This window comes from Actinospineispora spinosispora DSM 44797 (assembly GCF_000429025.1).
Classification (GTDB): Bacteria; Actinomycetota; Actinomycetes; order Mycobacteriales; family Pseudonocardiaceae; genus Pseudonocardia; species Pseudonocardia spinosispora.
The window spans coordinates 194705-219457 of record NZ_KE386836.1 but is presented as its reverse complement, the minus strand read 5'-3'; the positions used below and the strand labels follow the sequence as shown (position 1 = coordinate 219457).

Sequence of the window (24753 nt, the reverse complement as noted above, 5' to 3'; positions counted from 1 at the left end):
CGAGGTTCTCCCCTTCCGGACCGGCCGCGACCGGCACCGGCGCGGCACCTGGGCCGGGGCCGACGGCGGCGACCGGTTCCACGATCTCCTCGACCTTGCTCCGGCCCTGCAGCGCGGACGCCACAGCACCGACGAGCGTCATGATGAGCGCGGCCATGAACGCGGCGTACAGCCCGTGCTGGAACGGCCCGGAGATCAGCTGGGGGAAGAACTCCTTGCCGGTCAGGGTCGCGACGTTGGCGGCGGGCAGCTGGTTCAGCACACCGCTCGGGGCGAGGAGCTCCTGGATCGGGTTGAACCCGAGGAACGCCGCGAACAGGCTGCCGACCGGCGGCAGCCCGGCCACCTGGTCGGCCACCGCGCCCGGCACACCCTGCGCACGCAGACCGCTGCTCAGCGCGCCGGGCAACGTACCGGCGAGCCCGACGATCATCATGGTGAAGAAGATGCCGATGGACAGCGCGGAGCCGGAGTTCAGGAACGTCGCGCGCATGCCGGACGCGGCGCCGCGCTGACCGGCGGGCACCGCGCTCATCACGGCTGAGGTGTTGGGCGCGGTGAACAGGCCGGAGCCGATGCCGTTGATCACCAGCAGGGTGGCGAACAGCCAGTACGGGAAGTCCGCCGGGATCACCATCAGCCCGACCAGCGTCCCGGCGACGATCAGCAGCCCGACGGTGGCGAACGCGCGGGTGCCGTACCGGTCGGACAGCACGCCGGACACCGGCCCGGCGACCAGGAACCCGACGGTCAGCGGCAACAGGTAGATGCCGGCCCACAGCGGCGTCGACTCGTAGTCGAAGCCGTGCAGCGGCAGCCAGATGCCCTGCAACCAGATGATCAGCATGAACTGCAGGCCACCCCGGCCGATCGAGGCCATCAGCCCGGCGAGGCTGCCGAGCGCGAACAGGCGCCCCCGGAACAGCTGGATGTGGAACATCGGCTCGGCGACCCGGGTCTCCAGCACACAGAACCCGGCGAGGATCACCACGCCGCCGATGACGCCGGCGAGCACCCAGGGGTTCGTCCAGCCGGTGGAGTGGCCGCCGTAGGGGTTGATGCCGTAGACGATGCCGGCGAGCAGCACGGTCAGGCCGATGGCGAACGTGACGTTGCCCCACCAGTCGATCTTGCCGACCTTGCGCTCTCCCTGCTCGTGCAGCGAGCGGTAGGACCAGATGGCGCCGATGATCGCGATCGGCACGCTGACCCAGAACACCGAGCGCCAGTGCCATTCGGCGAGCACACCGCCGATGACCAGCCCGAGGAACGAACCGGCGATCGCGGCGACCTGGTTGGTGCCCAGAGCCATACCGCGCTGGTGCGCCGGGAAGGCGTCGGTGAGGATCGCGGTCGAGTTGGCGAACAGCATCGCGCCGCCGATGCCCTGCACGACGCGCCAGCCGATGAGCCACAGCGCGCCGGCCCCGCCGGAGAACGGGACGAGAGCCAGCGCGATCGAGGACACCGCGAAGACCACGAAGCCCATGCTGTAGATCTTGACCCGGCCGTACATGTCGCCGAGACGTCCCAGGGTCACCACCAGCGCGGCGGAGACCAGCAGGAACCCCATGATCATCCACAGCAGGTAGCTGATGTTGCCCGGCGCCAGCGGATCCAGCCCGATCCCCCGGAAGATCGCCGGCAGCGAGATCAGCACGATCGACGAGTTGATCATCGCCAACAACATGCCGACCGTCGTGTTGGACAGTGCGACCCACTTGTAGCCAGGGTGATCCCGAGACCACCGGCGCGGGCTCCTCGTCTCGGCCAGGACGTCAGCCATCCGTTCCCCTCCCGTCACCGCGCACCACCGTCACGCGGCACGAATGTGGCTTTAGGGACGTTCAAGGTCTCCAAAGCCACATTCGTGCCTCGGGTACGGGCTGCGACAGGAACAGGTTAGTTGTGGAATGCAACGTATGCCACCCACTTGAGCGATGTCACATACCCTTACCGGTGATCGCGCTATGGTTCGCCGGGTGATCTGGGATTCCGCCCGCGAGAGCCAGGTCGATCGTCTCGAAGAGCAGCTGCGGCTGCTGCATCGCAGGTCCCGCCGGGTCGCACGCAGTGTCGCGTCCCGCGTCCACCCGGACATCGACGGCAGCCTCTACGCCGTACTGCAGGTGATCGCGCAGGCCGGGCCGCTGCGACTGATCGAGCTCGCCGACGAGTTCGGTCTCGACAAATCCACCATGAGCCGGCACGTCACGACGCTCATCCAGCTCGGCCTCGTGCAGCGCGACCCCGACCCGCTCGACGGCCGCGCGTTCCTGCTGAGCCCCACCACGGACGGCACCGACCGCCTCGCCGCCGCCACCTCCGCCCGACGCAGCGAGTGGCGCGCCCGCCTCGACGGCTGGACCACCGCCGACCTGGCCGACGTCGTCAACGCGCTCCACCGTCTGAACGGCGACCTGGACTAGCAGTGCGTCCCGCAACCCCGGTTGCCGCCTGAAGCCCCATAAGTCGTCTCCGGAGACGGGCAGAGGCAACTAACATCGCGGTCTGTGATCACAGACCATCGTGCCTCGGTCCGCGAGTTCGTCGAACGTCCCGGTTTTCAGCAGGCCATCATCGCGGTGATCATGCTGAACGCCGTCACACTCGGCCTCGAGACCTCCCAGTCGATGGTCGCCGGCATCGGCGGACTGCTCCACGTGATCGACCGCACCGTCGTCGTCATCTTCGTCGCTGAGCTCGCGCTGCGGCTGTACGGCTACGGCTGGCGGTTCTTCCGGGACCCGTGGAACCTGTTCGACTTCGCCATCGTCGGCATCGCGCTGCTGCCGGTCACCGGGGAGTTCGCGGTGCTGCGTGCGCTGCGCATCCTGCGGGCGCTGCGGCTGATCTCGGTCGTGCCGAGCATGCGCCGGGTGGTCGGTGGGCTGCTCGCCGCGATGCCCGGCATGGCGTCCATCGCGGCCCTGCTGTCGCTGATCCTGTACGTGGCGGCGGTGATCGGGACGAAGCTGTTCTGGCAGATCGCACCTGAGCACTTCGGCACCCTGGCCCGGACCCTGTTCACGCTGTTCCAGACGATGACCGGAGAGGGCTGGCCGGACGTGGCGCGTGCCGTCATGGCCGAGGCACCGCTCGCCTGGATCTTCTTCGTGGTCTACATCCTGGTGTCCTCGTTCATGGTGCTGAACCTGTTCATCGCCGTCGTGGTCAGCGCGATGGAAGGACAGGTCATGGCCGAGACCCGGGCCGAAGAGGCCGCGCACGCCGCCGAGGAACAGGTGGCCAACCGGCAGATCCTGGCCGAGGTCCAGGCGTTGCGCGCCGAGCTGGCAGACCTGAAAGCCCGCGTCTGACCCGTGAGTGGCGAGTGGTCCTCCAGGACCACTCGCCACTCACGGGGTCAGTCGACCGCGGGGCTGGAGGCCTGGGCCCAGTAGCGACGGGGGATTCTGCCTGCCCGTTTCGCCGCCCGGCCCGCCTCCACGGCCAGGCGCATCGCCGTGGCCATCAGCTCGGGGTCTCCCGCCCTGGTCACCGCCGTGGCCAGCAGGACCGCGTCGCAGCCCAGCTCCATCGCCTGGGCAGCCTCCGACGCCGTGCCGATACCCGCGTCCAGCACCACCGGGACACCCGCCTGGTCGACGATCATCTCGATGTTGTGCGGGTTGCGGATGCCCAGACCGGTGCCGATCGGCGAGCCGAGCGGCATGACCGCGGCGCAGCCGGCCTGCTCCAGCTTGCGGGCGAGCACCGGGTCGTCGTTCGTGTAGGGCAGCACGGTGAAACCGTCCGCGACCAGCTGTTCCGCCGCGTCCAGCAGCTCGATCGGGTCCGGCAGCAGGGTGCGCTCGTCGGCGATCACCTCCAGCTTCACCAGGTCCGTTTCGAGGGCCTCCCTGGCCAGCCGCGCGGTCAGCACGGCCTCCGCGGCGGTGCGGCAGCCCGCGGTGTTGGGGAGGGTCTCGATACCCAGCCTCCGTAGCAGCTCCAGCACACCGGTGCCGGCGGCCGCGTCAACCCGGCGCATCGCGACCGTGGTCAGCGCCGTTCCGGACGCCACCAGGGCCCGTTCCAGGACCGCGAGGTTGCCCGCGCCACCGGTGCCCATGATCAGCCTGGAGCCGATCTTGCGGCCACCGATCACCAACTCGTCACTCATGAGTCATCCTCCCTGGACCGCGGTCAGAACCTCGACCCTGGCATCCGCGGACAGTTCGTGGCCGGACCAGCCCGCTCGGGGCACCACCTCGCCGTCGACCGCCACCGCCACCCCGGTCGTCGGCACGCCGAGGGTGACCAGTGCATCGCTCACGTGGGCGGGTTCGGTCAGCTCGTGCTGTTCCCCGTTGATCCAGACTCGCATCGTCTAACCCTTTCCTCTCGGACGACCGGGATCGGCGACCTTCGCGGTCGTCGGAACCGGCTCGGAGTTCAGCAGCGCCAGCACCGTCGCCACCGTGACGGGCGCCAGCAGCATCCCGTTGCGGCCGTGCCCGGTCGCCACCAGCACGCCGTCGGCCAGCTCGCCGATCAGCGGAAGGTTGTCCGGCGTCCCGGGGCGCAGACCGGCTGCCACCTCGGCAAGCGTGTACTCGGCGATGCCGGGCAGCACCCGTTCCGCGTCTCGCAGAAGGTCACGCACACCGCCGACGGTCGGTTCGGTGTCGAACCCGGTCTCGTACTGGGTCGCCCCGATCACCAGACCGCCGTCGTCGCGCGGCACGGCGTACACCGGGCGCCCGTCCACCACAGCACGCACCGTACGGCTCGGCGGTGGCAGCGCACCCGGTCGTTGCCGCAGCCGCAGGATTTCGCCCTTCACCGGACGGACCCGACCGGCCAGCAATGGGTGCAGCGCGGCGCTGTGTGCACCGGCGGCGATCAGGACGACGTCGGCCTCGACCCGGCGCCCGTCGGTGAGCCGAACACCGTCCTCGACCCGGTCGACGGTCGCCTCGACGAAGCCGACCCCGGCACGCTCGCAGGCAGCGCGCAGCGCGGCCAGCAGCAGCCGGTTGTCCACCGCCAGATCGCCCGGCACGGAGATCCCACCTCGGACGTCCGGACCGATCGCCGGCTCCAGCTTCCGCAGCTCACGCCCGGTCAGCCGGTCCACGGCGCGGTCCAGCTTGGCGAGATAGTCGGCGAGGTCGTCCAGCTCGGCCCGGTCACCCGCCGCCGCGGCCACCACGACCGTGCCCTCGGTGCGCAGGCCGGGCTCGCGGCCGGAGGCCTCGGCGAGCGCCCCGGCGAAGGCCGGCCACCCTTGCAACGAGTCGGCGCCCAGGTCCAGCAGCTCCTCCTCACCCGGCCACGCCTCGGTGACCGGCGCCAGCATTCCGCCCGCCACCCACGACGAGCCGCTGCCCGGCGCCGGATCGATCAGCTCGACCGACCAGCCCGTCTCGGCCGCGCGCCACGCGCAGCTCATCCCGATGACGCCGGCACCGACGATCGCGAGCCGGCCCCGCTGTGTTCCCTGTGTGCTCATCACTCCGCTCCCTGCGCCGGCATGACCCGGATCAGGTTCGACGGTCGGGACCGCTCCAGTCCCCTCTCAGCCCGCTGCGTTCGGGCTCCCGTGCTCACCAGCCACCACGATACGCCGTCGATCGGAGTGCGCCGGCGGCAAATTTGCGCGGTACCGTCTGGCCGTGCCTGAACTCGATGGTCAGAAGTTGCGTGCCCGCCTCGACGACGCCCGCCTGTACCTGTGCACCGGTGCCCGGCGGGACCGCAAGGACCTCGCCGAGTTCGCCGACGCGGCGCTCGCCGGCGGCGTCGACATCCTGCAGCTGCGGGACAAGTCGGACACCAGCGCCTCGCTGGAGGCGAAGGAGGAGATCGCGGCACTGGAGGTCCTCGCCGAGGCGTGCGCGCGGCACGGAGCGCTGCTCGCGGTGAACGACCGTGCCGATGTGGCGCTCGCGGTGGATGCCGACGTGCTGCACCTGGGCCAGGACGACCTGCCGGTGCACTGGGCCCGGCGGGTCGTCGGCGACGACGTGATCATCGGGCGGTCCTGTCACGCGGTGGACGAGGCGATCGCCGCCGCCGTCGAGCCCGGCGTGGACTACTTCTGCACCGGCCCGACCTGGCCGACCCCGACCAAGCCGGGACGCCCGGCGCCCGGCATCGACCTGATCTCCACGGTCGCGGCGTCCGGGACACCCCGCCCGTGGTTCGCGATCGGCGGGATCGACCGCGAGTCCCGCCTGGAAGAGGTCCTGGCGGCCGGAGCCACCCGGATCGTCGTGGTCCGGGCCATCACCGAGGCCGAGGACCCCACAGCGGCCGCCCGGGCGCTGTCCACCCGCCTGCGCGCCGGCTAAAGGCCCGTGAGTGTTTTGGGCTGCTATGGCAGCCCAAAACACTCACGGGTGTTCACCGGTCGGACCTGTCGTGGCTGTCGGGGTCGAAGCCTCCGCCTGAGCCGAGGCCGCCCAAGAGGCCTCCGGGGGTACTGCGGGTCGTCTGGGTCGGGTCGGCGTCCCTCGACCTGTCGTTGCGGTCGGAGTCGTCCGAGTCCGTCGGCAACAGGCCCCGCTCGTCCCGGCGGTCGTCGCGGTCCCGGTCGTCCGAGTCCTCCGAGTCCGACGGATCGGTCGACTCACTCGGCTGCTCGCTCTCCGAGGAGTCCGATTGCGGTGACTCGACGGGCGTCGGCTTCGGCGCCGGGCGAGGGTCGAGAACGCGCCCCACGCTCGTGCCCTTGGTGTCGCTCGAGCTCAGCGGTGAGCCCTTGGCCCACTCGATGCCGGTGACCAACGCCAACGCCAGCAGGAAGATCGCCAACGTGCCGGTGACCAGCATGAAGACCGGTCGGCGGCTCCGGGGCCGGGCGGCCTTCGGTTCCTCCTCGGGGGCCATCAGCACCGTGGCGACGTCGTTCACCGACTTCTTGCGCTTGATGCCAAGGGCACCCTTGACCTCGACCTTCTCCTCGGGGCTGTCCTTGCCCGAGTCGCTGCCCGACGTGGACACCACGTTGCGGACGGTCGTCACCACGGTCTTCTGGGTGCGCTCGATGGAACGCTGGTAGAGCCAGGTCACCACGGTCGTCGCGATCGAACCCGCCGCCGCGCCACCCACCGTGCCGGGCGCGCCGAAGTACGAGCCGAACACGGCCGACGTCGCGGCCGCCATGCCACCGGCCATGACCTTGCTGAGCGAGAGTCCGTCGGCGGGCTTCTTGGCCGCGGCATCGCCCTCGGCCGCCTTCTCAGCGGGAGTCGCGGGCTGCGGGCCGATCGGCGTGGCGAACGGGTAGCGCTGGCCGGGCATCTGCTGGCGGGCCTGCATCGGGGCGGCCGCCGGCCACGGACGCGGCGGCGGAACCGGGCGCCGACCAGCCGGCCCACCCTGCCGAGGGGCGGTCGGCGGCGGCTGGACACCGGGGGCGAACGGCGGGACCGGCGGCTTCCGGGTCTGGTTCGACCGCTGGCGCGGAGCGCCCTGCGTCGACGTCCGCTGCTGCGGCGTCCTCGGGTTCTGCTTCTGCGCGGGAGCCTCGCGGGGGCGCGGCGGCGCCATCCGGACGGTCGGCGGCTCCAGCTCACGCTTCGACATCAGTGACGTGGCCTCGGTATCCGTGTCGGGGGTTTCGCTGTCGGCAACCTCGGGGGGCTCGACCGGAGCAGGCGCGGGGTCGTGCGCCTTCTCGCTGACCTCGGCGACCACGTCGTCGCCCACTTGCTCTTCGGTGTGCGAACTCGTCTCCGAGCCGCTGTCCTTCGCGGAATCCTCGGCGTCCGCGGCCACTCCGTCGCCGCTGTCGCTCGCGGCCTCGACAGGCTGTGCCGCGTCGGGCTCGGTAGGCTCGGGCGAAGTCGTTGACTCCGCAACTTCGTCCTTCTTCACCTCCGACGCGTCGTCGGCGGGCGAGGGCACTTCGGTTGCGCGGGGAGCGCGGTGGCCGGACTTCTCTCCGGTCTCACGGGCGGACAGGACATCTGGGTCGGGTTCGACGGTCATAGCTCCGGGGCTGCATTGCGGCGTGCGTTCGGGGACGGCGGCCGAGCGAGCCGCCGCGGGTCTACGCGTGATCACCGGTCGATCTGATGATCACCGATCGTGAACGTTCTCACCCGGCCTCGACCGAGGGTACCGAATGCCGGGATGATCTTTCGGCAGGGCGGTCCGCATCACCGGCCAGGACAGTGCCACGCAGATCAGCGTTGGCACCCAGGTCAGTCCCCGTGCTATACCGAGGGCAAACACCTGGTCAGCGCGGTACAGCGGGATGAAGACGGCGAGCCGGACGAGGTACTGGGCGACCCAGACCCAGCTCGCCCTGCCGTAGCCGCGCACCAGGTCCGAGTCGGCGCGCCACCTGGTCCGTTGACGCAGCGCGAGCCCGACGATCACTCCCAGTAGCGGCCAGCGGACCACGATGGACGCCATCCAGACCAGCGCACTCGCCGCGTTCGAGCCGATCTGCAGCAGGAAGAAGTCAGCGGCGTGTCCCGTGTGCAGCACTACCAGTGCCGCGACCACCACCCCGAGCAAGCCGAGCACGACCGCCGCCGGCCGCCTGCCCCGAGCCAGTCGCAGAACCGCGAGGATCGCACCGACGAGCACCGCCGCACCGGAGCCCCACAGGACGCCCGCCGTCGACTCGCCGACGATCGCGTTCGCGATCGCCCACCCTGTGACGAATGCCACAGCCGGGAGGCCGGCGTCGAGAGCGCCGGTCCTACCTCCCAGTACGTCGGTGAGTGACGGCCCGGAAGCGTCCGGTTGACCTGCCATACCTCCACTGTGCCGTACCGAGACCGACACGCGATCAATCGGTCTGGCGCTCGAGCCACGATCCGAGTAATCCTGGATAGCTAGCGAACAACTATGCGGTGAACGAACGGCGAAGGAGGCGAGTGATGCGGCCCGCCTGGACTAGTTATGTAGCGCTCGGCGACAGTTTCAGTGAAGGTCTCGACGACCTGCGTGACGACGGCACCCCCCGGGGGTGGGCCGATCGGGTCGCCGAGCGGTTGGCACTCGACGTGCCGGACTTCCGATACGCGAACCTCGCGGTCCGGGGCAAGCTGCTCGACCAGGTGGTCACCGACCAGGTCCCGGTCGCCGAGCAGCTGCGTCCCGACCTCATCACGTTCAGTGCGGGCGGCAACGACATCCTGCGTCCGCAGTGCGACCCGGACTCGGTCGCCGAGCGGTTCGACGCGGCGCTGGCCCGGCTCGTCGCCACCGGCGCGGACGTGGTGATCTTCGCGGGCTTCGACACCCGCAAGGTCCCGGTGCTGCGCAGGCTGCGCGGCCGCATCGCCACGTTCAACGAGCTGCTGCGCGGCATCGCCGAAGCGCGTGGCTGCCGTCTGGTCGACCTGTGGGCGATGACGCCGCTGTCCGACCCGAGAGTCTGGGGCGCCGACCGGCTGCACCTGACCTCGGACGGCCACCGCCGGGTCGCGCTGCGCACCCTCGAGGTGCTCGGTATCCCGGTCACCGAGGACTGGCGTGAGCCGTTCCCCGAGGCCGAGCCGTCCCCATGGACGCGCAGGCGACAGGACGACGTGCAGTGGGCCCGCGAGTACGCGCTGCCGTTCCTCTACCGCCGGTTGCGCGGTCGTTCCACCGGCGACGGCTACCTGCCCAAACGCCCCGACCTGATGCCCTACCTGGAAGTTCGCTCGTGAGTGTTGAGTGTGGCTATAGCCATACTCAACACTCACGAGGTGCTCAGGCGGACAGGCCGATCGCGGGGCCTGCTCCGTCGGCGGCCTGGTCGAGGTCGCCGAAGGTCAGCGGCGCGCTGGTGGCGTGGGCGGAGTACAGGTGCAGGTCGTGCTCGGCGGCGCCGTGCACCTGCTTGCCGCGTGCGCAGACCCGCTGGTAGGCGTCGGCCACCCAGGACCTGGCCAGCGACACCTCGGCCGTGGCGTCCAGGTCCGAGGCGAGCCGCCAGATCGCCTGGTAGGCGATGAGCCGGGAGTCGAGCACGTCACTCGCCATGTCGGCGCAGTGCCGCCGCACCGTCTGGAAGCTGCCGATCGGACGGCCGAACTGTTCGCGCCGGCCGGCGTACTCGACGGTCAGGTCGAGCACCCGCTGCGCGCCGCCGACCATCTCCGCACAGGTCGCGGCCGCCCCGAACGCCTCGATCGTGCCGAGGACCCGGCGACCGCCGTCGACCGGCCCGAGAACGCTGTCCGCCGACACGGTCACCCCGGAGAACGACAGCCGATACCGACGCTCCGGGCCGACCTCGTCCAGCCGCGAGACCGAGATGCCCGGCTCGGCCGCGTCGACCAGGAACGTCGTCAGCGCCCCGGCGCCGGTCGACGCCACGACCAGCAGGTCGTCGGCGCCGTCGGCGTAGGGCGCGAGCGAGGCGGTCCCGTCCAGCACGAAGCCGTCTCCCGAGGGCCGGGCCGTGACGTCGGACCTATCGCCGGACCGCGCCCCGTCCGGTGCCGCCCTGACGTAGCTGACCACCCGTCCCGACGAGATGGACGCCAGCCACCGGCCGCGCTGGGCGTCGGTGCCGAACCGGGCGATGGCGGGTGCGGCGCAGCCGACCGTGCTCAGGAACGGGCTCGGTACCTGGGCCGCCCCCATCTCTTCGATGAGCAGGCACACCTCGAGCCACCCCACGCCGATGCCGCCGTGGTCCTCCGCGATGGCGAGCCCGTTCCAGCCCAGCTCGATCATCTCCGCCCACAGCCGCGCCGAGTAACCGGTCGCGCTGTCCCGCACCGCCCGGACTCCCGCCGCCCCGGCGCGGGAGCCCAGCAGCTCCCGAGCCGTGGACTGGATCATCCGCTGGTCCTCGGTCAGTGTCAGGTCCATCTTTTCCTGCCTGTCCTTGCGCGGGGAGACCCTGGGCTGATCAGCTGAGCGGGGTGAAGTCCCTGGCGGCGATGTAGGTCGGACGTGGCGCCGGTGCGGCGAACGGCTCGACCAGCGTGTTCTCCACGCTGTTGAACACGATGAAGATGTTGGACCGGGAGTACGGCGTGATGTTGTTCGACGATCCGTGCATGCAGTTGGAGTCGAAGAACGTCGCCGAACCCGCGGGGCCGGTGAGCGAGGCGATGCCGTGCCTGCTGGCCAGCGCGGTCAGGCTGTCCTGGTCCGGGACGCCGATCTCCTGCTCGCGCAGCGACTCGCGGTAGTGGTCGGCGGGCGTGATCCCGCCACAGGGCACAAACGTCTTGTGCGAGCCCGGCATGATCATCAGACAGCCGTTGTGGGTGTAGTTCTCGGTCAGCGCAATGGACACGCTCACCGAACGCATCGCGGGCATGCCGTCCTCGGCGTGCCAGGTCTCGAAGTCCGAGTGCCAGTAGAACCCGCCGCCGCTGAACCCCGGCTTGTAGTTGATCCGGCTCTGGTGGATGTACACCTCGGAGCCCAGGATCTGCCGTGCCCGGCCGGCCAGCCGGTCGTCAGCGGCCAGCCGCGCGATCGCCTCGCTGACCCGGTGCACCTCGAAGACCGACCGCACCTCGCTCGACGACTTCTCGATCACGGTTCGCTCGTCGGCGCGGACCACCGGGTCGGTGGCCAGCCGGTCGAGCTCGGCGTGGTAGCCGGCGACCTCCGCGGGGGTCAGCAGATCCGGCACCTGGACGAAGCCGTCCCGGATGTGCTTGCCGAACTCCTGCGCGCCGAACATCCCGGCCGAGGTGTCCTCACCCCACACGGTCGGCTCGGTGCGGTCCACGAACCTGTGGCCCCGGGACGCGATGCGGGTCGGGTAACGATCCGTTGCGCGGCTCTGGTCGACGGCGGTCATGAAACTGCTTTCCTCCTCAACAATTAGGGCGTGGGCAAAGCCAAATGGCGAGTGGCCCTGTCGGGCCACTCGCCACTGGCGGGGGTCTTACTCGGTGATGAGCGGGTACACGCCGTTCTCGTCGTGCACCTCGCGGCCCGTCACCGGCGGGTTGAACACGCACACCGTCCGGATCTGCGTCGTCGGACGCAGCTGGTGCTTCTCGTTTCCGTTCAGCACGTAGATCGAACCCGGACCGACCTTGTAGGTCTTGTCGTTGTCCTTGTCGTACAGCTCGCCCTCACCCTCGGTGATGAAGACCGCCTCGATGTGGTTCGCGTACCAGAAGTCGTTGACCGAGCCCGCTTCCAGCACCGTCTCGTGAACCGAGAATCCCACACCGTCGCCGGCGAGCACGATGCGCTTGCTCCGCCAGTTCGGCGTGACTATGTCCCGCTCGGTGTCAGTGATCTCTTCCAGGGTACGAACGATCATCGAACCACGCTCCTCACAGCGTCAGCGAAAATCCCCAGGCCTTCTTCGAGTTCGTCATCGGTGATGGTCAGCGCCGGCATGAGCTTGGCGACCTCACTGTCCGGGCCGGCGGTCTCCAGCAGGAGCCCCCGGTCGAACGCGGCGCCCGCGGTCTTGCCGGCGAGCTCCGGCTCCGCGAAGCCGAGGCCCCGCGCCAGGCCGCGGCCCTTGACCTCCAGGCCACCGGGCAGCGAACCGGCGAGCTCGTTGAGCTTCTCCTCGATCCGCAGGCCCTTGGCCACGGTCGAGCGTTCGAGGGTGTCGTCGGTCCAGTAGCTGCGCAGCGTCTCGGTGGCCGTCACGAACGCCGGGTTGTTGCCGCGGAACGTTCCGTTGTGCTCGCCGGGACCCCAGACGTCCAGCTCCGGCTTGATCAGGGTGAGCGCCATCGGCAGCCCGTAACCGCTGATCGACTTGGAGATGCACACGATGTCCGGCTGGATCCCGGCCGCTTCGAAGCTGAAGAACGGCCCGGTACGGCCGCAGCCCATCTGCACGTCGTCGACGATCAGCAGAATCTCGTGCCGCTTGCACAACTCGGCCAGCCCCTGCAGCCACTCGATGCGGGCCGGGTTGATGCCGCCCTCGCCCTGCACCGTCTCGACGATCACGGCGGCGGGCTCGTTGAGGCTGCTGCCCGCGTCCTCCAGGACGCGCTCGAACCACAGGAAGTCCGGTACCTTGCCGTCGAAGTAGTTGTCGTAGGGCATCGGCGTGGCGTGCACGAGCGGGATGCCGGCACCGCCGCGCTTCATCGAGTTACCGGTCACCGACAGCGAGCCCAGCGTCATGCCGTGGAACGCGTTGGTGAAGTTGATCATCGCTTCCTTGCCGGTCACCTTGCGGGCCAGCTTCAGCGCCGACTCCACCGAGTTCGTGCCGGTGGGGCCGGGGAACTGGACCTTGTAGTTCAGGTTCCGGGGCTTGAGGATGATCTCGCTGAACGTGCGCAGGAATTCGGCCTTCGCGGCCGTCTGCATGTCCAGTCCGTGCACGACGCCGTCGCGCTGCAGGTATTCGATCAATGCGCCCTTGAGCTTCGGGTTGTTGTGCCCGTAGTTGAGCGCGCCCGCACCGGCGAAGAAGTCCAGATAGGTGCGACCGTCGATGTCGGTCATGTGCGAACCGACCGCCGTGTCGAATGTGACCGGCCAACTCCGACTGTAGCTACGAACCTCCGATTCGAGAGATTCGAAAATAGTGACGGGATCCGTACTGGTAGTCACCGAGCGCTCCTCTGTGTGGCGATGGGGCCAATGCGATGTTTGATCTCCGGCTCGTGGTCGCCGTCGTCGGCGCCACTCAGCTGTGCTCCGCTGAACAGCTCGCTGGTGGCGACATCGGCGTCGCGTCGCTTGGCGAAGCCGGCAAACAGGGCAATGGACGCCTCGTTGTCCGGGGTGATCGTGGTTTCCAGGTGGTCGGCGGGAGCCTGCGCTGCGACCTGGTCGAACAGCGCGTCCAACATCCGACCGGCCAGGCCCTGGCCTCGGGCCGACTCGGCCACCGCGACCTGCCAGACCACCAGGGTGGTCGGCTCGTCGGGCCTGCGGTAGCCGGTGACGAAGCCTACGACGTCATCGTCGGAGCCCTCAGGTGGCCCACCCGCACGCCGGGCGACCACGGAGGATGCGGCGAAATCACGGCACCACATCAGATAGTAGTAGCGGGAATTGACGTCCAGCACCTTCGTCGCGGCGGCAAGGCGATGCAGTGCCACGCCATCTTCAATGATGGGTTGCTCGATGCGGACAGACTCGTCATCGGCATTCATGATCCTCATAAGTTAACAGCAAATTTTCCGGTGCGCACCTCCTGTAGGCTTACGACCAGGGGAAATGCTCCAATACTGTGAACAGGGCAATGAACGCGTTTAGCGCCTGTCCGAATTGGGTACCGGGGCTCATTGCACTGGCAACGAGGGCACTCTGATAGCCAGTTTTCCACCCAGTCACATTGTCGATCACGTGGCGGTGGTCACGTTCGGCCGCGGGACGCCCCGTAGTACAAGCCATAGGGGCACTTTTGGCACCGGCGTACAACGTCGGGACCGATCGTCGCCAGTTTCGGCAAAACGCTCACCACCGCGCCGCCACGGGTCTAGCGTCGTCGCCAGCCGCACATCACCTGGAGATCCCGTGCCACTGAACAGCCACAACGCAGCGTTTCGACGGCTCGCGCGAGAAGTCCCCACGCCGTCCCCGCTGCGTGCAGTCACCGGGAACACCGCATCGATCAGCACGCGGGAGCCGAAGGTGACCGAGTTCCACGCGGTGCCGGAAGCCCTGCAGGCCAACGCGGCGCAGCTGCACGAGGTTGCGCAGACCTGGGTCACCGCACGCACCGCGCTCACCGAGAACGGCATCGACCCGGCGCTGATCGGCGGCAACACCGCGCCGAGCAACAACCCGATGCTGCGGATCGTCCTGGACCGGATGGAACAGAGCTACCTCGCGCTCAGCGAGGCGGTGCAGATGCTCAAGACCGTCGCCGACGGTTCCGCGAACCACCCGGGGTCCTGTCAACCGGGCACCTGACGTACCCGGCCCACCAGCGGTTGGCACACTGACCGGATGAGCCCCGTCAGTCGTGGCCGCACGAAGAAGCAGAACAAGAAGACCCCTGCCGCGCAGAGCAAGCCGGCACCGCTGCACCTGTACGACGAACCCGCGATGGACGACGAGCTGGACCTGGGCGACGTCATCGATCCGATGGCCCTCGTCGACGAGCTCATGTCCGGTGCGAAGGACATGCTCGATCCGGAGGACCCGGTGGACGCCGAGGTCTCCGCCGCGCTCTTCCTCGCCACCGGTGCACTCGGTGGCGACAGTTTCACCGAGGCACTCCTCACCACACTTCTGCCGGCTTTCGAAGCACGCGCTTCCGGCGAGGCGCTCGCCATGCTGCTGGCCATCGGCGCGGTCGCGGAGCCCCGGGTCGCCGACGCCGCATCGGCCGCGGCCGACCGGCTGAGCGCGGCCGGCATTCCCCAGCCGCGCTGGGCCGACGAGCTGTCCGAACCGATCATCCTGACCGAGTCGCGGCACCTGCGTGACGAGGGCGAGACGCTGTCCATACTGGCGTGCTCGTTCCAGCGGGCCGGCCGAGCGCACGCGTTCCTCGTGACCGTCGACCACGTCGAATGCGGTGAGGCCGCCGACCTGCAGCTGTTCGAGGACGACCAGCTGCCCGAGGCGCTGCGCCCGGACCCAGACAACACGACGTTCCAGGTCATCGCGGACCCGATGGATCCGGGCGAGCTGCGCTGGCACCTGGAGGCCGCACTCGACGCGCGCGCGGAGCACGACGCCGCCGAGGACGCGATGCTCGATGAGGCCATCGACGGCCCCGACCCGTTCGCGGAGATGTCCGACGAGGCGTTCGAGCAGCTGTCCGACGAGGAGTTCAACGAGCTTCTCGAGAGCACCGACAGCGAGGAGGACCGCGCGATCGACTACACCGCGATGGCCCTGCTCCTACGCTCCCGCCTGGCCGTCCTGCCCGTCCCCACCCGCCCGAAGCCCCCACACGGCCACAAAATCTAGCGACTCGCGCAGCATGATCCAGCGACTCGCGGGGCCGGAAGCCCCGACTCGCGCGGGCGTAGTCCCGACTCGCCGGCGGGGAGGCGTACCCACTGCGCGAGTCGCGGATCTTGTCAGGGTGAGTCGCGGGATCCGTCAGCCCGCATGGCTGGCTCCGGCCCGCGAGTCGCTGGATTTGGCCGCGCGAGTCGCTAGATAATGCCGCGCGAGTCGGGGTTTCTGGCCGCGCGAGTCGGGGTTTGTGGCAGGGCTGGGCGCGGGATGTCGCTGATCAGCTGGACTCCGCGTCCGCCTTCTCGTCCTCGTCGGCCTTCTGGTCCTCGGGGGACTTGTCCGCCGCGGGTAGGCCCAGTGCCTCCAGGAACGAGCGGGCCCAGCGGTCCACATCGTGGGTCATGACCTGGCGGCGCAGCGCGCGCATCCGGCGCTTGCCGTCCTCCGAGTCCGGCGCGGCGATCGTCAGTGCGGCGGCCAGCGCGTTCTTCATGCCGTCCAGGTCATGCGGATTGACCAGGAACGCCGCACCCAGCTCACCCGCGGCACCGGCGAACTCCGACAGCACGAGAGCGCCCGAGTTGTCGGTCTTGCACGCCACGTACTCCTTGGCGACCAGGTTCATGCCGTCCCGCAGCGGCGTCACCAGCATGACGTCCGCCGCGACGAAGAATGCCGCCAGCTCGTCACGCGGCAACGACTGGTGCAGATAATGCACCGGCGGGTGACCGACCGTCGCGTACTCGCCGTTGATGCGCCCCACGGACAGCTCGATCTCGTCGCGCATCTCCTGGTAGTGCTCGACCCGCTCCCGGCTCGGCGTCGCGAGCTGGATCATGACCGTGTCCGCCGCGTCGATCCGGCCGTCCGCGAGCAGCTCGTGGAACGCCCGCAGCCGGGCGCTGATGCCCTTCGTGTAGTCGAGGCGGTCCACCCCGAGCACGATGCGTTTCGGGTTGCCGAGATCCTCGCGGATCTTCGCCGCCCTCGCCTGGACCTCCGGCGAGCGGGCCAGCGCGTCGAGCTCCTTCGAGTCGATCGAGATCGGGAACGCGCCCACCTTGACCGAACGGCCCTCGAACGCGATCTCGCCGGGCCGCCCGGTACCACCGGCACCGCCGGTCAGCCTGCTGCCGGCCAGCCGCGCCGCGAGCCAGCGGAAGTTCCGGACCCCGCCCGGCGTGTGGAATCCCACCAGGTCCGCGCCCAGCAGACCCTCGACGATCTGCGTGCGCCACGGCAGCTGGATGAACAGCTCCGTGGGTGGGAACGGGATGTGCAGGAAGAAGCCGATCCGCAGGTCAGGGCGCAGCTTGCGCAGCTGCGACGGCACCAGCTGCAGCTGGTAGTCCTGCACCCACACCGTCGCACCGGGCGCCGCCACCTGCGCGACCTCCTCGGCGAAACGCTGGTTGACCCGCACGTACGCGTGCCACCAGTGCCGGTGGAACACCGGCGGCGCCACCACGTCGTGGTACAGCGGCCACAGCGTCGCGTTCGAGAAACCCTCGTAGTAGTCGACGACCTCGCTCGCGGTCAGCCGCACCGGGTGCAGCAGCAGCCCGTCCTGCTCGAACGGCTCGACCTCGGCGTCCGGGACGCCGGGCCAACCCACCCACGCGCCGTCACGGCCGCGCAACATCGGCTCCAGCGCGGTGACGAGCCCACCTGGGCTGCGCTTCCAGCTCCGGTTGCCCTCGGAGTCCTCGACCAGGTCGACGGGCAGCCTGTTGGCCACCACGATGAAATCGGAAGCGCCGGTGTCGTCCACAAACTCCGACATTACTGGGTTCGCCGGCGACTACTGGCCCGGAGCGCCCGGCGACGAGGTCACCACGGCCCGCGTCTCATCCGGATCCGAGCCGAGCTTGCTGGTCGTCCACTCACCCAGACTCACCCCACCTGCCAAAGCGCCACCGATGGCCAGCGCGAGCATGACCGTCACCAGACCGTCCGTGACTCCCGTCACTGCCAGCTGGTAGAAGCCCCGGTACGCGGTCAGACCGGGCAGCAGCGGGGTGATCCCGGCCAGCGTGATCACCAGCGCCGGGACGTTCGTGAACCGGCGCAACAACCCGGCGAGGCCACCGAGCACCACAGCCGCGACACCGGTCGCCACGACCGGCCCGAAATCGAGGTGCACCAGGATCAGGTAGATGCCGTACCCGGCGGCACCCGTCCCACCGGCCGCCGCGAGGTGACGCACCGGCGAGTAACCGGCGAGCGCGAAGAACGCGGCGGCCAGCCCCGCCGAGATCACCTGCAGCACCGTCGACCCGGTGGACCCCGGCAGCTGCCCGGCCACCGCGAACTCCACGTTGAAATGGATCGCCGCCTTCAGCGCGAGCACCACACCGGCCAACAGCGCCGACGACAACATCGCGATCTCGGCCGCACGGCCCGCCGCGGTCAGGAAGAACCCGTCGATGCCGTCCCGCGCCGCACCGACGACCGACAACCCGGACAGCAGAACCGTCAGCGCGGCCGCGACCACGAGCGACGGCCGCGTGCCCTCCGGAAGCACATGGAAGTACAGCAGCATCGCTGTCAGGCCGGTCGCCACCAGCGCACCGGTCAGCTGCTGGAAGAAGATCGGCAACCCCAGGCGGTTCAGCAGCCGGCCGATCCGGTCCATCAGCGCGGTCGCACCCAACGCGACCCCCGCCGCCACCCAGCCACCGCCGAGCAGCAACGCCACCGAACCCGCCATGAACGCCCACGCCATCGTGGCGACCCACCGCGGATAGGGGTGCTTCGCGCGGGTGATCTCCTCCAGCTCCGCCGCCGCCTCGGTCAGGTCCAGCTCGTAGCGGTGCAGCCGCTGCATCAGCCGCTCGACATCCGCCAGCCGCGTCAGGTCCAGCGACCGGTACCGGACGAGACGCATCGTCGTCACCGGCGGCGCCGCCATCCCCCGGTGACAGCACATCGTGATCGAGGTGAACGTGATGTCCACATCACACGCGGGTAGACCACCCGCGTCGGCCAGCCGCAACATGATCGCGGTCGTCTCCGCGACACCCTCACCGCTGGACAGGAGAACCTCGCCGACCCGGATCGCCAGATCGAGCACCTGCTGCACCCTGGTGTCGTCCGGCACGCTCGGGCCGGTCGGCAGTCCAGGGATCGGAAGCTTGCCGTTGTTGTGCTCCGACCCGTCACCATTGTGGTGGTGCACCAGGTGCAGCCGCTCCGGGAACGCCGCCGAGCGACGCAACAACCGCCGCGCGTGCTGCCCGAACCGTGACGCCACTACTTCAGCCTCCAGAAGACGCGGCAGACGTACTCGCCGCGCTGGCCGCCGCCGCCGTCGCCGCGTGCGCGGCCTGGACCGCCTTGCGCACCGCCTCAGAATACGGGCCGAGCCAGTCACTCTCCGCAATTTCCCGCAGCCGCTGCTTCACCAGCCTGTGATCCTCGTCAGGCAGCACCCGCCGCTCCAACCGCGCGGCCGACAACATGCTGGCCAACGCCGCCGTCCGCTGGTCAGGCCGCTGCCCCGCGACCAGCACCGCACGCAACCGCGACTCGATCTCCCGCTTCGGACCGGCGTCCACCGGCGGGTAACGCCGAGCCGGCAACAGACCCAGCAGCCGGTAGCGCTCCTCGGTCAACACACCCTGCTCGACCAGGTCGGCGAGCAACCGGCGCCGCGCCCCCTTGGCCAGCCGCTGCACCCACGCCTTCGGCCGCCGAGGCTTCGCCGCCACCCGGGTCAACGCGTCCGCCAGCTCCGGGTGCACCGGCGGCGCCGCCGTACCCGCCGCCATCACCTGGCTACCCACCAGCTCGACGTTCCCGGCCAGAGCCAGCTCGACCAGCAGCGCGCCACCCAAGGCGCACTCCAGCTCGGTGCTCTTACCCCAGGCCGTGCCGTCCTCCCGATAGGCGACCAGCAGCAGCTCCTGAGCGATCAACAGTGCCATGCTGACTAGGGTAGGGGCGAGGATGGCATGATTTGCCGTACGCCGGTGTAGCTCAGTGGTAGAGCACCCGCCTTGTAAGCGGAAGGTCGTCGGTTCGACCCCGACCACCGGCTCCATATGTCACCCGGGACTCTCGATCCTTGATCGGGATTTTCCGCGGTGTGACATCACACGTGACGCGAATCTGCCCAGCGGTGCGGGCCTGTGGGTCTCAGCTCATCGGTAACGCCGCGGCCCGTTGCCCCCGGCATCCGCCCGTCTGTTTCTCGCCATCCGACACCACCACTCTGCGCACCTGATCAGCGAGAGCGGCGGGCCAGAGTGTCTTGATCTCAGCGAGCCTGGTTGTTCTCGGCCAGAGCCCAGGCTAGGCCGAACCCGACGCGGATCACCACGGTTCCATCCAGCTGTCTGATGGAACCTTTCGGGTGCGGCCCGGCGGCGAACGTTCCACGGTCTCCGCCATGTCCCGGACCTGACCGTGCACTATCAATGCCTGCGCCGGCCGTGTGGGATTCCCCTTGTCCGTCCGGCTGGTGTGCTTACGCGCGGGCCGAGATGTGGCGGTCGAATCGTGCGCGGGCGGCTCGTTCGATGATGATCGGCAAGAAGCTTCGGACTCGGGCCACCGAGTAGCGCTCGCGAAGTTCGGCGACCGCGGCTCGCACTGTGTCCTCGCCCAGGTCCGCGCGGTGGGAGTACCGGGCGACGAGTCGCTCTTCCACCTCGCTCAGCTGCTGATCAACCTGGCGGGTTTCAAGGGTTTCCAGGTTCGGGGCGTCGAGGCTGGTGCTCATTGAGTCCTCCTCAGGGCGGTAGCGGCCGTTGTTGAGTGGACAACTTATAAATGAACGCAGCATGAACGACACGAGTGGCGCAGATGAACGAAGGGGCTCTTGGGTTATAGCTGGGATTTCAGTCGTGCTCGCACCGCTGCCGAGGCCGCGGGGTTGTCGATGAGGTGCTCCAACATCGCCTCGAACACGTCCGCCCTGGCCAGGCCTCGCACGTCGAGAATTCGCGCAGTGTCTCGACACCAGCCGGTGAGGCGGCGATGCATGGCCGGTGACAGCTCGACCGGCAGTTGCACACGCCGCGCAGATGACTCCTCGGCAGTGTTGTCAGCCCTAACGGCAGCAGTCATCACTTGAGGTTAACGCTTGTTCAGCACCTATTGGCCACCCACCGTAGGCGCATCCCCCGATCGGGAGGCCGAATTCACGTGTCTGTGCCTCGACCCGGTCGACGGCGGCTATTCCTTCACCATCCGAGCACAGCGCCGTCCCGGGTTCGCCGTCCGGTCAGATTTGCTTGACCCCACCGTCGACGGCCAGCTCGGCGCCGGTGATGAAGCTGCTTTGCGGGGACGCCAGGAACGCGACGGCCGCCGCGATCTCCTCGCCCCTGCCGCTGCGGCCGATCGGGACCGAACCCGCAAGGGTGTCGAGCGGACCCTGGACCTGGCTCGGGTCAGGGGCCAGCCCGCTCAGCCCAGGTGTGTCGACCGGAACGGGCGCGATGACGTTGACCCGCTCGCCCCGGTCGGCGAGCTCCGCGGCCCAGGTCCGGGCGTAGGCGCGGACCGCGGCCTTGGTCGCGCCGTAGGTGCCGAAGGACGGCGTCCCGCTGGTCGCCGCGCTCGACCCGGCCAGCACGATCGACGCGCCGGGGTTCAGCAGCGGAAGTGCCTTCTGCACGGTGGATGTCGAGCCCCTTGCCCCGGTCCGCGATCGCCGCCATCACCGTGTCCAGGTCCGCCAGGTCGCTGGCGTCTCCGGGCACCCCGACCGAGGTCGGGCCGAGCTCGGCCACCGCGGCGTCCAGCTCGGGCCTGCGTCTGCCGGTGATGAACACGGTCGCGCCCGTCACGAGCGCCGTCCTGCCGTCGAACTGCCCGATGATCTTTTCCTTCTCAGTAGCGGTTCGGATCACCGAGCGGTGGTGGCGAGCTCGCGCCACTGCGCGAGGGGAAGTCGGTCGTCGCCGGTCAGCACGTGCAGCGCGACGTGGTCCGCGCCCGCATCGAGGTGTTCGCGCACCCTGCGGTCGACGTCGGCCAGGTCTCCGTGCGCGACCAGCGCATCGAGCAGCCGGTCACTGCCGCCGGACGCGAGGTCGTCGTCGCCGAACCCGAGACGGTTTGAGATTGGCCCGGTAGGCGGGGAGACCGAGGAAGAAGCCGACCCCGGCGCGCGCGACGTCTCGCGCCCGGGACGCATCGGTGTCGAGGACCACGGTCAGGTGCGGTGCGATGAGCGGCGCATCGCCCAGTGCCTCGCGTTGGATCGCCGAGTACTCCGCCGGGACGAGGAACGGGTGCAGCCCGGCGGTCCGCGTCGCCGCGAGGCCGGCCATCCTCGGACCGAGCGCCCCGAGCAGCAGACGCTCGCGGTCGATCGGATGCTCCGACGCGGCGAGCCGATCGAGGTAGCCGGACATGGTGTCGATGGGCCGTCCCCATCGCTGCCCGGCCTGCTCGGCGGACTCGGGGCTGCTGACACCGAGCCCGAACAGCGCGCGGGGCCCGTGCTTGTCGTCCAGTTCGGCGAGCCGCCGTCCGACGTCGCCGGGCCGCTGCCCCCAGATTCCCAGGACGCCGAGCGACACCACGCTGCGCGGTGCAGCGGCGAGCAGCTCGTCGACATCGTCGAACACACCGTTGCCGTCCAGGCCCGGAATCCACAGCGTGCCGAATCCCAGCGAGTCCAGTTCGGCCGCCGCGGCACGCACCGCCGGGGCCGCCGCACCTCGCAGCTGCATGCTCCAGATGCCGATCTCTCCCAGCTCCATCGTGCTCTCCCTAGTTTCTAACCAATCGGTCTGAAACTGACGCTAGCAGTCGGATCCCGCCGCGCGCAAAATTTCGGACCGATTGGTTGTAAACTGAGTTCAGGAACAGGAGGTGGTCGCATGCCAGGCGGGCGACCTCGGGGTTTCGACACCACCGCGGTACTCGACGCGGCCATCGAGGTGTTCTGGCGGTATGGCTACGAGGGTGCGTCCCTGCATGAGCTCACCGCCGCGATGGGCATCAACAAGGCCAGCCTGTACGCGACTTTCGGCTCGAAGCAGGAGTTGTTCCAGCGGGCTGTCGCGCGCTACGCGGAGACCGACATGGCCTACGCATCGCGCGCACTCGAGGAGCCGACCGGGCGGGACGTCGTCCGCGCCTTCCTGCACGACAACGTCGACGCGCTCACCGGGGCCGACCACCCGCCCGGCTGCCTGTCCATCCAGGGCGGGGTGTCCTGCGGCCCGGCCAACGCCGGCGTCGCGGAGTTCCTCGCTACCAGCAGGCTCGCCGGCGAGCGCGCGCTGGCCGAGCGGCTCGCCCGCGCCGTGAGCGACGGTGATCTACCGGAGACCGCCGACCCCGTCGCCCTCGCCCGTTTCGTGATGACCTTCAGCGAGGGACAGGCCGTCCACGCCGCCGCCGGAGTCCCCCGCGAGCAGCTGCTCCAGTCGGCGGACATCGCACTGACCGTCTTCGCCGCCGCCTGAAAAGGACTATATAGACCAAAATATCGCCATAGTCTGCATGCAAATGGAGCGCTTCCTGTGCTCTACTGGACGAATCAGTCCATATGGAGTGGAGGCGCGCGATGAGTGCGAGATCTGAGCTCGGTGCGACTCAGCTGGGGCTCTTCGATGCGGACGAACTCGGCTGGGACGACCAGTTCCGCACCGCTCGTCGGGTGGCGCTCGACGAGCACAGCTGGGTCGAGCACGTCCCGGGGTGGCTGCGCGGCAGCGAACAGCTCTTCGAGCTGCTGCGCCGGGAGGGCGACTGGGAACAGCGAGAACGCTGGATGATCAACCGACAGGTCACCGAACCGCGCCTCACGGCGGAATACCCCGATATCGCCGACGCACCCGAAGCGCTGCGAGGCATCGCCGCCGCGCTCTCCCGACGCTATGACCGCACCTACGACGGCCTGTGGATCAACCTCTACCGGGACCCTCACGACAGCACCAGCTGGCACGCTGACTGGCCGTCCTGCAAGCGCGAGCAGTGCATCGTGCCGGTGCTCAGCCTCGGCTCACCACGCCGCTTCCTCATCCGTCCGCGCACGGGCGGCGCCAGTGTCCGGTTCACCCCGGCGTCCGGCGACCTGATCGTCATGGGTGGTCGCGCCCAGAAGGACTGGCTGCACATGGTGCCCAAGCAGGCCCGTCCGGCCGGACCGCGGATCAGCGTCAACTTCAAGGCAGGCGAACAGGCGGTCAAGGATGAGTGACCGACTGGTTCGGGAGACGCCTTATATGCTGGTGCCGGCCCGGGCCCCCGACGAGTGAGCGACGATGGCTGAAGTGCACGACGGCACGCACACCGCCCCAGCCCGGCGTACGGCGCGCGGCTTGCAGACCCGCTCCCGCATCCTGGACTCGGCGACGACGCTGTTCTACGTCAAGGGCGTCAACGCCACCACGCTCGACGACGTGCGGGTGGCGAGCAGCACCAGCAAGTCCCAGCTGTACAACCATTTCCCGGACAAGCTCGCGCTGGTCCATGCCGCGATCGACATGCAGTCGGAGTTCGTGCTCGCCCGCGAGGAACAACGCCTGCGGGGGGTGCGCACGCTCGCCGGGCTGCGTCGGTGGCGCGACGCGATCGTGCAGGCCAACGACCTGCAGGACGGCTCGTACGGCTGTGCCCTCGGCTGCCTTTCGGTCGAGATGTCCGACACCGACGAGGAGTCCCGCACCGCACTCGCGTCGAGCTTCGACGCCTGGAAACAGCTGCTCACCGACGCACTGGCCCGGCTGCGCGACATCGGCGTCCTCGACGGGACCGCCGATCCGCGACAGCTCGGTACCGGCCTGCTGGCGGCGCTGCAGGGCGGCTACCTGCTCGCGCAGAACGCCCACAGCTCCGAGCCACTGGCCACGGCCCTGGACATGGCCCTGGCCCACATCGAGTCCTTCGCAACCCGGTGAGCACGGTGGACGAGTCGCGCCTCTCGGCCGAGCTGGAATCTCTCGCGGACGGCACATACGTCCACACCCGGTGGTGGCGGGGCCCAAGCTCGGACCTGCCTCGGCGAGTGCTCGA

25 protein-coding genes, 1 tRNA gene, 1 pseudogene and 1 riboswitch are annotated in these 24753 nt (G+C 69.3%); of the genes and pseudogenes, 10 read left to right on the top strand and 17 right to left on the bottom strand.

The genetic code is table 11. The features are described 5' to 3' along the window. Window positions 1-91: 91 nt before the first annotated feature. A pseudogene (locus tag G406_RS52390) lies at window positions 92-1786 on the bottom strand (MFS transporter); the annotation flags it as partial. 196 nt (window positions 1787-1982) lie between these two features. Here G406_RS52390 and G406_RS0138085 point away from each other — a divergent pair. Together G406_RS0138085 and G406_RS0138080 are read left to right on the top strand one after the other, a co-directional pair. Next, window positions 1983-2429: a MarR family winged helix-turn-helix transcriptional regulator gene (locus tag G406_RS0138085; RefSeq protein ID WP_169736865.1), complete on the top strand. Its 447-nt coding sequence runs from the start codon at window positions 1983-1985 to the stop codon at window positions 2427-2429. Window positions 2430-2513: 84 nt separating this feature from the next. After that, complete coding sequence (locus tag G406_RS0138080; protein ID WP_028937921.1) at window positions 2514-3320, top strand: ion transporter; 807 nt, start codon at window positions 2514-2516, stop codon at window positions 3318-3320. Window positions 3321-3367: 47 nt separating this feature from the next. On the opposite strand, the gene thiG is transcribed toward G406_RS0138080, so the two are convergent. The 3 genes from thiG to thiO form a co-directional block, all read right to left on the bottom strand. Beyond that, entirely contained in the window at window positions 3368-4126 is a 759-nt protein-coding gene (thiG, locus tag G406_RS0138075) for a thiazole synthase (RefSeq protein WP_028937920.1), read from the bottom strand. A 3-nt stretch (window positions 4127-4129) separates the two neighbouring features. Further along, a complete protein-coding gene (gene thiS / locus G406_RS0138070) occupies window positions 4130-4330 on the bottom strand; it encodes a sulfur carrier protein ThiS (RefSeq protein ID WP_028937919.1) in 201 nt (66 codons plus the stop codon). A 3-nt stretch (window positions 4331-4333) separates the two neighbouring features. Then, window positions 4334-5458: a glycine oxidase ThiO gene (gene thiO / locus G406_RS0138065; protein WP_028937918.1), complete on the bottom strand. Its 1125-nt coding sequence runs from the start codon at window positions 5456-5458 to the stop codon at window positions 4334-4336. Continuing rightward, a riboswitch (TPP riboswitch) is annotated at window positions 5450-5560 on the bottom strand. It overlaps the preceding gene by 9 nt. Before the next feature lie 61 nt (window positions 5561-5621). Here thiO and thiE point away from each other — a divergent pair. After that, the gene (gene thiE / locus G406_RS0138060) at window positions 5622-6299 is read left to right on the top strand and encodes a thiamine phosphate synthase (RefSeq protein WP_028937917.1); all 678 of its coding nucleotides are present in this window, start codon (window positions 5622-5624) and stop codon (window positions 6297-6299) included. Window positions 6300-6351: 52 nt separating this feature from the next. Here the strand turns inward: thiE and G406_RS0138055 are convergent, their stop codons facing one another. Together G406_RS0138055 and G406_RS0138050 are read right to left on the bottom strand one after the other, a co-directional pair. Further along, window positions 6352-7941, bottom strand: coding sequence for a hypothetical protein (locus G406_RS0138055; RefSeq protein ID WP_028937916.1), 1590 nt, complete (start codon window positions 7939-7941; stop codon window positions 6352-6354). 90 nt (window positions 7942-8031) lie between these two features. Continuing rightward, window positions 8032-8718: a DUF3159 domain-containing protein gene (locus tag G406_RS0138050; protein ID WP_028937915.1), complete on the bottom strand. Its 687-nt coding sequence runs from the start codon at window positions 8716-8718 to the stop codon at window positions 8032-8034. A 125-nt stretch (window positions 8719-8843) separates the two neighbouring features. On the opposite strand from G406_RS0138050, the gene G406_RS0138045 reads away from it, so the two are divergent. Then, window positions 8844-9620, top strand: coding sequence for an SGNH/GDSL hydrolase family protein (locus tag G406_RS0138045; RefSeq protein ID WP_028937914.1), 777 nt, complete (start codon window positions 8844-8846; stop codon window positions 9618-9620). 43 nt (window positions 9621-9663) lie between these two features. Here G406_RS0138045 and G406_RS52385 read toward each other — a convergent pair whose 3' ends face one another. The 5 genes from G406_RS52385 to ectA all read right to left on the bottom strand — a co-directional run bounded on the left by G406_RS52385 (window position 9664) and on the right by ectA (window position 14009). Beyond that, the gene (locus tag G406_RS52385; RefSeq protein ID WP_051343233.1) at window positions 9664-10773 is read right to left on the bottom strand and encodes an acyl-CoA dehydrogenase family protein; all 1110 of its coding nucleotides are present in this window, start codon (window positions 10771-10773) and stop codon (window positions 9664-9666) included. Window positions 10774-10813: 40 nt separating this feature from the next. After that, window positions 10814-11722, bottom strand: a complete 909-nt coding sequence (gene thpD / locus G406_RS0138035; RefSeq protein WP_028937913.1) for an ectoine hydroxylase — start codon at window positions 11720-11722, stop codon at window positions 10814-10816. Window positions 11723-11809: 87 nt separating this feature from the next. After that, window positions 11810-12196 (bottom strand): ectoine synthase, encoded by a 387-nt coding sequence (locus G406_RS0138030; protein ID WP_028937912.1) that lies wholly within the window; start codon window positions 12194-12196, stop codon window positions 11810-11812. Further along, window positions 12193-13461 (bottom strand): diaminobutyrate--2-oxoglutarate transaminase, encoded by a 1269-nt coding sequence (gene ectB, locus G406_RS0138025; protein WP_028937911.1) that lies wholly within the window; start codon window positions 13459-13461, stop codon window positions 12193-12195. The genes G406_RS0138030 and ectB overlap by 4 nt, the downstream gene beginning before the upstream one ends. Next, on the bottom strand, window positions 13458-14009 hold the full coding sequence (gene ectA / locus G406_RS0138020; protein WP_211241387.1) for a diaminobutyrate acetyltransferase: 552 nt from the start codon (window positions 14007-14009) through the stop codon (window positions 13458-13460). Before ectA ends, ectB begins: the two co-directional genes overlap by 4 nt. A 481-nt stretch (window positions 14010-14490) precedes the next feature. Here ectA and G406_RS0138015 point away from each other — a divergent pair, with 481 nt between their 5' ends. Together G406_RS0138015 and G406_RS0138010 are read left to right on the top strand one after the other, a co-directional pair. Further along, window positions 14491-14772, top strand: coding sequence for a hypothetical protein (locus G406_RS0138015; RefSeq protein WP_156935367.1), 282 nt, complete (start codon window positions 14491-14493; stop codon window positions 14770-14772). 36 nt (window positions 14773-14808) lie between these two features. Next, window positions 14809-15780, top strand: coding sequence for a hypothetical protein (locus tag G406_RS0138010; protein ID WP_028937908.1), 972 nt, complete (start codon window positions 14809-14811; stop codon window positions 15778-15780). 271 nt (window positions 15781-16051) lie between these two features. Here the strand turns inward: G406_RS0138010 and G406_RS52380 are convergent, their stop codons facing one another. From G406_RS52380 to G406_RS0137995, 3 genes are read right to left on the bottom strand one after another with little or no spacing between them, the layout of a single operon-like run. Continuing rightward, window positions 16052-17557, bottom strand: coding sequence for an alpha,alpha-trehalose-phosphate synthase (UDP-forming) (locus tag G406_RS52380; protein ID WP_051343232.1), 1506 nt, complete (start codon window positions 17555-17557; stop codon window positions 16052-16054). A gap of 18 nt (window positions 17558-17575) precedes the next feature. Beyond that, the gene (locus tag G406_RS52375; protein ID WP_051343231.1) at window positions 17576-19027 is read right to left on the bottom strand and encodes a threonine/serine exporter family protein; all 1452 of its coding nucleotides are present in this window, start codon (window positions 19025-19027) and stop codon (window positions 17576-17578) included. Between the two features lie 4 nt (window positions 19028-19031). Then, a complete protein-coding gene (locus tag G406_RS0137995; RefSeq protein WP_051343230.1) occupies window positions 19032-19700 on the bottom strand; it encodes a GOLPH3/VPS74 family protein in 669 nt (222 codons plus the stop codon). Window positions 19701-19741: 41 nt separating this feature from the next. Between G406_RS0137995 and G406_RS0137990 the strand changes: the two genes are divergently transcribed. Further along, window positions 19742-19816 (top strand) — tRNA-Thr (locus G406_RS0137990). A gap of 426 nt (window positions 19817-20242) precedes the next feature. Here G406_RS0137990 and G406_RS52370 read toward each other — a convergent pair. From G406_RS52370 to G406_RS52360, 3 genes are all read right to left on the bottom strand, one after another. Then, window positions 20243-20497 (bottom strand): three-helix bundle dimerization domain-containing protein, encoded by a 255-nt coding sequence (locus G406_RS52370; protein WP_037080712.1) that lies wholly within the window; start codon window positions 20495-20497, stop codon window positions 20243-20245. A gap of 504 nt (window positions 20498-21001) precedes the next feature. After that, window positions 21002-21397 carry an SDR family oxidoreductase gene (locus G406_RS52365; protein ID WP_051343229.1) on the bottom strand — a complete coding sequence of 132 codons (396 nt, stop codon included), beginning with the start codon at window positions 21395-21397 and terminating at the stop codon, window positions 21002-21004. A gap of 397 nt (window positions 21398-21794) precedes the next feature. After that, window positions 21795-22490, bottom strand: coding sequence for an LLM class oxidoreductase (locus G406_RS52360; RefSeq protein WP_211241386.1), 696 nt, complete (start codon window positions 22488-22490; stop codon window positions 21795-21797). Between the two features lie 120 nt (window positions 22491-22610). On the opposite strand from G406_RS52360, the gene G406_RS0137965 reads away from it, so the two are divergent. The 3 genes from G406_RS0137965 (at window position 22611) to G406_RS0137955 (ending at window position 24638) form a co-directional block, all read left to right on the top strand. After that, window positions 22611-23201 (top strand): TetR/AcrR family transcriptional regulator, encoded by a 591-nt coding sequence (locus tag G406_RS0137965; RefSeq protein ID WP_028937905.1) that lies wholly within the window; start codon window positions 22611-22613, stop codon window positions 23199-23201. A gap of 101 nt (window positions 23202-23302) precedes the next feature. Next, entirely contained in the window at window positions 23303-23938 is a 636-nt protein-coding gene (locus G406_RS0137960; protein WP_037080709.1) for an alpha-ketoglutarate-dependent dioxygenase AlkB, read from the top strand. A 64-nt stretch (window positions 23939-24002) separates the two neighbouring features. Beyond that, window positions 24003-24638 carry a TetR/AcrR family transcriptional regulator gene (locus tag G406_RS0137955; RefSeq protein ID WP_051343228.1) on the top strand — a complete coding sequence of 212 codons (636 nt, stop codon included), beginning with the start codon at window positions 24003-24005 and terminating at the stop codon, window positions 24636-24638. Window positions 24639-24753 lie beyond the last annotated feature (115 nt).